Source organism: Pelomicrobium sp. G1, from assembly GCF_051905455.1.
Lineage (GTDB): Bacteria > Pseudomonadota > Gammaproteobacteria > Burkholderiales > UBA6910 > Pelomicrobium.
In genome coordinates this window covers 1-304 of record NZ_JBQACR010000255.1, presented here as the reverse complement: position 1 = coordinate 304, position 304 = coordinate 1, and the positions used below count along the sequence as shown (strand labels likewise).

The window sequence follows — 304 nt, the reverse complement described above, 5'->3', positions numbered from 1 at the left end:
GGCTTGGTCGATCGCCTTCACCACGACGTGGTGATGAGGGGAGAGCTCGCACACGGGGTCCGCGTTGGCCGGGTCTCCGGTGAGGAGGTAGGCCTGGCAGCGGCAGCCGCCGAAGTCCTTCAGCCGCTCGGGACAGGAGCGGCAGGGCGCCTTCATCCACCCTTCGCCCCGGTATCGGTTGAACCCGGGGGACTCGTACCAGATCCACTGGAGGCTTGCCTCCCGCACGCTGGGGAAGGTGAGCCCGCGAAGCCCGCGCGCCTCGTGGCAAGGGAGCACCACCCCGTCGGGACAGACGCACATG

Annotated in this window: 1 protein-coding gene; it reads right to left on the bottom strand. The window is 69.4% G+C overall.

Annotated features, from left to right (window positions below):
- The coding region (locus tag ACTFO6_RS18405) for an SPASM domain-containing protein (protein WP_439935825.1) at positions 1-304 on the bottom strand (304 nt) is incomplete at both ends.